Origin of the sequence: Acinetobacter sp. UBA2581 (assembly GCF_002339435.1) — a bacterium.
GTDB lineage: Bacteria > Pseudomonadota > Gammaproteobacteria > Pseudomonadales > Moraxellaceae > Acinetobacter > Acinetobacter variabilis.
Genome location: NZ_DDLD01000004.1, coordinates 1 through 6,200 on the forward strand (window position 1 = coordinate 1; position 6,200 = coordinate 6,200).

Genomic DNA, 6,200 nt, shown 5'->3' on the forward strand with positions numbered 1-6,200 from the left:
CCAGTCAGCAAAGCTGAATGGCTTGGATCCGTATGCCTATTTAAGTGATGTGCTGAAAAGGTTACCGACACACAAAGTGACCCAAATTGAAGAATTGCTGCCGCACTGCTGGAAACCTAAATCGAATTAAAAAATAGGTATGGGATTCAGCGGACGCTTACATTGCTTGGAAATAATTTTAATATCATTAGTCCCTCTAGTCTCATACTGACAATTTTGTAAGAATATATTGAGGGAAACAGACCTAGTTTTCATGTAATTAACCTTATTTAACTTATAGGCCAAGTTCATATCCTAGGTGTTTTTATGGTAATGTCAAAACAATATTGTTAATAAAAATGTTAATGAAAGACTTATTTTCAATCATGATGTACGTTTTTCTCAATTTACCTAGGAGGTAACTTAAGGTAAATGCATATATTTATTTGATGTTTATAAAGAAATAACTACAGCCTCTAGTAAACGCTATGTAAGTTGTATAATTCTAAATCTGTTTAAGGATTTCAATCTTGTCTTGGGTTTTCTTACCTACCCAAAAATGTGTTCGTCCAACAATAATTAAAATCAGCGGTAATTTTGATTTGAGGTTTTTATGCCAACTTGTGTAGTCTGTCATAGAAGGTTTTGGGGCATCTTCTGGATGTGTATGCCACTCGCCTAAGTAGTGCCATTTACCTTTACTTTTCTTAAAAGCATCATCAATAACCTTTTGATGATGCTTACTTATTCGATCCACCATAAATCTGCTTCTGATGTCCCATTGGCTTGGCTCAGATAAGTCTGTTATGACTATATGGATATCTCTACGTTCACCTATCAATACTCCAGCACTTTCTGGGCTAGAATCATTCATTTGCCGATATGAGAGCAATATATTTGCTACTTCAGTCGAGATTACGACTAAGGACTCATCCAGAGATTTAAAAACGAGTTCTTTATCGACCATTACAGATTTCACAAAAGTCTTGTTTTTTAATCCAAGTCGGCTTTTTAGTACGGCTACCCATGAAGATATGTTCTTTATAATTCCAGTCTCTTTTGTCTTCTAAAGTGGATAAAACCGCTTCTTGCATCAATGCTGCTGTCATAACACTAACTGCTGCATCATATGGTGTGTATGTGTTACCACATGACACTTTCTTTTTGTTTACTTTTAATAGCTTCTCAAAACGTATATCAGTACCATTTTTATAGAAAGCCGGATCGCCACATAGACAGTTATAACATCCATCTGAGCTATCAATGAATACTTTTGATGCGATACCATTGCCGTCATTAAATCCATGAACAATGATAGGTCTATCCTTAACTTCAATCTCTCGACTAACTTTTGTTAAGCGTTTTGATACAGGTGCTCGGCCAGTGGCATCAATAACGATGTCGTAATATGATAAGTAGGTTTTAATAATAGGAAATCCACACTTATAAGCTTTGATCTTGACTATAAGGTGCGTTGAGTTTTGAAGGCTATCTTTAAGAGCCTCTGATTTGTATCTTCCAAAATTACTGCTAGTCAATGTATGCCGACTGAAATTGTGCGGACCATATTTATCATGATCAAATAAATCTAAACTTTTGGTTCCCATACCAGCACCGGCACGAATTAAAAGTTCAGCCAAGTATCCACCAATTGTTCCACAACCAATTAAAGCAATTTTCTTCGTTCGTAAATCGCCAATTTCAGGTCTAGATCGATTGCGGGAAAGGATTGTATCTCTATCTGACTTCACAAAAGAAATTCTTTGGAATTTATTAAAGGCATACTTGCCCGTAAGAGCATGACTTGCTCGTACCAAATTAAGTTTACGTCCACCTTTACCTTTTTTTCTAGGATTAGCATATGTTGTAAACTGTACTGCTGTTTGATTCAGTTCAAGTATTACCCCGAATGTATCTTGTTTATCTATCTCTAAAACAATCAAATGGTGTTTATAAGGATGATCAACAAAATATTTAATCAAATGTGCTTTAGCATTATGATCTACGAAAGCTAACCATTGGATTAATGCTTTGGCATCTTTAGGAGGCCAAGGAATACCGGAAAGTTTTGTTGGTCTAACTTTGAGAAGAAATACATTAAGTTTATGTGAGTCAAATTCCTTAAGTGATCTTTGGTTTAGCCATTTAGCCTGAATATCTTTATCTTTTTGTCCAAACAAAATAGATTCAAGGTAATCAGATCCATCAGTAGAAATATTTCGAGTTAGATATGCAACATCGCCATTCAGCGAGTTCAAATCAGTCAGAGCATAAGTTGCTCTCTCAGCTTTCCAATAAGCAACAAACTCACCCTCTAATTCAATTTGGTCTATTTGACCGTTAGCTAAAGATTGAATTGAGTTATCTAAAGTAAGCTGGATCTGGCAATCTATAGTCCTATATAGATTGCTAATATCATTCGGGTTCCAATCGGCTTCCATTTGCTCAACATAGCAAAGATATCCACCATTATTAACGTGTGGAAGCAGGAGATCATCAAACTTTGTAGGTTTGCTGATGATGTGTGCCCACGGCAAAATTGTATATGCGTCATAGCCAATTTCTAGAGCAATTGTGAAAGTACCCTCAGATGTTGAATACTCTTTAAAGTAAATAGGGTATTTATCATCAATGTCACATAAAGCCTTATATCTATTTCGTTGCTTGATTGCTAGGTGTTTATATCCGCAATCAAGCATCACAGCATGTAATTCTGACACTCAATCAACCACTTTTCATTGAAGTGCTGATAATAGCAGCTTCTTTTGCTTTAGATGGAGCGCTTTCATAAGCAGGAGCTGCTGCTTGAGACACGATAAGACTTAGATCTTGAACTCGATCACCGTACTCGCCATTAAGAATATCTAAAGCATCTTGCTTGGTATATGCAGTGTACGCGGATTCGAGTGATTTAACCAATTGCTCTAGCTTCTGCATAACTTCTTTGTGCCTAGGTTCATGCTCATAGTATGGAGGGAACAAAGGGCGATCATCATTTTCATCAGGGCTCTCAACACCATTATGGAAAGCATCTGGAAGTTTTCTTGCAACTGTCAGCATCAATAATCCAAAATCTTTCGGATCTACAGTAGTACAGTCCAAGATGTCTACCACTGCTGCCATTAAAGAAATTGAGGATGGACCATTACCTTCTTGCCAATCACCAGCATCACGCCATGCTTTAAGAATGCGACAAACTTTTCGTAAATGTTGACCAGTTCGTTGACACGCATCCTGGAACCATAAATGGACATCTTTCGGATCGCTTTTAATCCATTTTGCATCATTCTTGCGTACAGCTAAATTTACACAGTCAGTTTCAATTTGATCATAGAGAGCATGGTCGGCAACTGAAATGCTGTCGTACATTTCCATCGAAAATCGTCTGTTGGCAGCCTCTTTTAATAATACCTCTTTTTCCAAAAACTTCTCATAAGGAATTGCATACATTGGTACATCTATATGAACGCTTTTTGCTGGAATATTAATACGACCACACGTTTCCTTAGGTTCAAATGACCACCCATAGCGTTCAGCAGCTAAAGATTTAAGAGATGCATCCACCAAAAGTAATAGAAGTTGATGACCAATTGCAGGTTTATCTTCAAAGAACTGCATCGGAAGATATGTGCCATCATCAATGTCCATTTCTTGAGTAGGTTTATATGGACGATTCAATGTGTCGTACGTGAAGCTTCCTTGCGTCCAAAAGCGAGGATTGATCTTCATAAATTCATCTTTGAGATCAGGAGAAAGTTCCATGATGAGTTCAGATAAATTTCGTTGATCATCAATTGGAAGATATTTGAAATTTGTATTTTTGAACTCATTACGAAAGAGTAGTGCTGAATCAAATTGCTTAGATGATTTTACAAGTTGTTTGGCCTCGTCAAATACATCTCGTGTTCGTTCACGGACGATTTGTCGTAACGCTTTTAGACCCTCTTTCTCATGATCAGCAAGGATGAGCTGACCAATTAGACCGACATCACGATTAGTATAGTAACTGTGAAAATTCCAAGTCATGCTGCTACTCCATTATTATTAGATTTAACAAACGGTTTTGCTGTTTTCAGGAAGAAGTCACGCAATTCTTTAACTTCACTGTATCTCTCAGCACCCAATTTTTCCCCCATACCTTTGAGGGCATTTAAACTGCTCTGTGAAGCGTTATCCAAAGTGATGTCAGAAGATGCTTCATTTGGAATGGTTTCATCAATTTCAACGTAATTATTGGAGATACCAAGCACTTTTAGCTCCCGTAACAACATAAAACGTTGCAAGTGTTGGTTTGCAGTCATAGTGCTTAAAACAAGACGCTCGCCCATTCCCCATAAACCTAGGTAACCTTTTGAACATTTTTCAGATAACGTCTTGGGCCCAATACAGTAATTTTCGCTCAGAGTACCGATATTTAAAATTTTCACATCCTTAGGCTCTGCGGTTGGAAAGTCATCTTTCATATCTATCAAGACTTCGCGAATACCGATAAAACTAGGGTTATTAGAAACTAATCCGCCATCAGCAAAATAGTGATTTAGCTTGCTAATAAAATGTGGTTTGAAATAGGTTGGTGCAGCTGATGTGGCCATCGCTGCGTCAATCAACTTAATTTCTCCGTCAAGCGTAAACATAGGATTATGTGGTGTCTTGAAGAACTTTGGTCTGCCTGTAGATAGGTTGAGTGATGTAATCATTACTCGACGTTCAAGGTCGTCAAATTTAATGGTTTCACCAATCATACTTTTCACAGTTTCATACAAAGGATCACTTTTGTAGATTGGATAAAATGGTGTAATCCACTTTTTGAATCTGAAACGTTTCGCAGGAAAAATATGAGGTGCACTTTTTTCAAATGTTTCCTGCAAGTCCCGCGCACTTTTACCACTTGCTAATCCTAGTGCTAGAATGCCGCCTATAGATGTGCCTGTGATCAAATCAAAATAATCACCAATTTTGACACCAGTTCTTTTCTCTCGTTTTTCAATAATCGTTTCAAGTTGGGCAAGCAAGCTGATAGTGAAGAGGCCACGTACACCACCGCCATTTAAACTTAAAACTTTAATTTTTTCTGAATTGTCTGGCGGTGATGTACCTTGCGATTCTGGATGTTGAAGTGTATTCATTGTGTTCTCTTTTTTTATTAATTTTTTTTATATTGTGATCAAAAAATATTTTTCAAGGGAGAAAATTCAAGGTAATAATATTTTTATATCAACCTTTAGCACAGATGCTATTAAATAAAGTTTTTCTACTGTCAAATTGACTTCACCACGTTCAATACGCCCCATATAGCTACGATCAATACCACATTGAAGGGCTAACGATTCTTGAGTGACTTTTGATTCAATTCTTTTATTGCGGATTAATTGTCCAATCGCTACTGATAAGTCTGACATTTGAAACTAATTGCTCAAAAATAGAAATATCAAGAATTGAGGACTATATATCCACGGATTATAATCCGTATTTTTTAAATACCTATATGATTATGAAAAATGCCGTAAATCTACCTCTATACAATGAGTTTTTGGAAATATTTGATAAGCATAAAATTGTTAATTGGCAAGCTAAAAACTTTTGGCAAGTAATGGAATTGAATAAGCTTTGCGAAGAAAGAAAATGTAGACGTCAAATGTATGCTGGTTTGAAAGTACTTGTAAGATGTCAATACTTGAAAATTGATACAGACCAATCAAGTAAACAATTATTCATGTACAGTGAAACTCCAAGATTAGAAGAGTTAAGAAAAAAATATAGGAATGCTAAACTAGATAATATTTTTTCTAGAAAAAAAATATTATTCCTAGATGAAGTGGAAGAAAAGGAAGCAAATATAAATTTTATTAAAGACTTATTATCTAATGATAACTCATTAGAAAAATATTTCGTTGAAGTTAAAGAAGTATTGGAAAAAGATATAAGAAAACTTAAGTCTAACATTAAGCTAATGGATAGTATTATCAACAATAACAATAAATCTGTTTAATTAATTGTGATAATTGCATATTCATACATAAATGAACACTAAGTAGCTCTTAATATTGGACACCTATTCTTTCTTTACTTGGACAGTCAATTTACTGAACTTAAGTTAAGGAAAGACTTATAAATATTCATTTTCAGTCAAGTTTTCTAAGGAAATGTCGTTACGTAGTTAACTAGTCTTTTTCTTAATCTACAAATCTCTATACAATAAGTGGCGAATTCAAACATGAGGT

The 6,200-nt window shown here is 35.6% G+C and carries 7 protein-coding genes; 2 read left to right on the forward strand and 5 right to left on the reverse strand.

Annotated features, from left to right (window positions below):
- The coding region (locus B3Q46_RS00440; RefSeq protein WP_031988222.1) for a transposase domain-containing protein at positions 1–130 on the forward strand (130 nt) is incomplete at its 5' end.
- A gap of 354 nt (positions 131–484) precedes the next feature.
- Here B3Q46_RS00440 and B3Q46_RS00445 read toward each other — a convergent pair.
- From B3Q46_RS00445 to B3Q46_RS00465, 5 genes are all read right to left on the reverse strand, one after another.
- Positions 485–946 carry a Mov34/MPN/PAD-1 family protein gene (locus B3Q46_RS00445; protein ID WP_175967100.1) on the reverse strand — a complete coding sequence of 154 codons (462 nt, stop codon included), beginning with the start codon at positions 944–946 and terminating at the stop codon, positions 485–487.
- Complete coding sequence (locus B3Q46_RS00450; protein WP_228761253.1) at positions 936–2,699, reverse strand: E2/UBC family protein; 1,764 nt, start codon at positions 2,697–2,699, stop codon at positions 936–938. Before B3Q46_RS00450 ends, B3Q46_RS00445 begins: the two co-directional genes overlap by 11 nt.
- 4 nt (positions 2,700–2,703) lie before the next feature.
- Complete coding sequence (locus B3Q46_RS00455) at positions 2,704–4,005, reverse strand: CBASS cGAMP synthase (protein WP_175967102.1); 1,302 nt, start codon at positions 4,003–4,005, stop codon at positions 2,704–2,706.
- Complete coding sequence (locus B3Q46_RS00460) at positions 4,002–5,105, reverse strand: CBASS cGAMP-activated phospholipase (protein ID WP_175967104.1); 1,104 nt, start codon at positions 5,103–5,105, stop codon at positions 4,002–4,004. Before B3Q46_RS00460 ends, B3Q46_RS00455 begins: the two co-directional genes overlap by 4 nt.
- A gap of 66 nt (positions 5,106–5,171) precedes the next feature.
- The gene (locus B3Q46_RS00465; protein WP_175967106.1) at positions 5,172–5,378 is read right to left on the reverse strand and encodes a helix-turn-helix domain-containing protein; all 207 of its coding nucleotides are present in this window, start codon (positions 5,376–5,378) and stop codon (positions 5,172–5,174) included.
- Between the two features lie 92 nt (positions 5,379–5,470).
- Here B3Q46_RS00465 and B3Q46_RS00470 point away from each other — a divergent pair, with 92 nt between their 5' ends.
- Entirely contained in the window at positions 5,471–5,968 is a 498-nt protein-coding gene (locus B3Q46_RS00470; protein ID WP_175967108.1) for a hypothetical protein, read from the forward strand.
- Positions 5,969–6,200: the final 232 nt, after the last annotated feature.

Excerpts from the sequence above, each read along its gene's own strand:
- B3Q46_RS00455 (WP_175967102.1), bottom strand. The coding sequence starts at position 4,005 with ATGACTTGGAATTTTCACAGTTACTATACTAATCGTGATGTCGGTCTA.
- B3Q46_RS00460 (WP_175967104.1), bottom strand. The coding sequence starts at position 5,105 with ATGAATACACTTCAACATCCAGAATCGCAAGGTACATCACCGCCAGAC.
- B3Q46_RS00465 (WP_175967106.1), bottom strand. The coding sequence starts at position 5,378 with ATGTCAGACTTATCAGTAGCGATTGGACAATTAATCCGCAATAAAAGA.
- B3Q46_RS00470 (WP_175967108.1), top strand. The coding sequence starts at position 5,471 with ATGAAAAATGCCGTAAATCTACCTCTATACAATGAGTTTTTGGAAATA.
- B3Q46_RS00445 (WP_175967100.1), bottom strand. The coding sequence starts at position 946 with ATGGTCGATAAAGAACTCGTTTTTAAATCTCTGGATGAGTCCTTAGTC.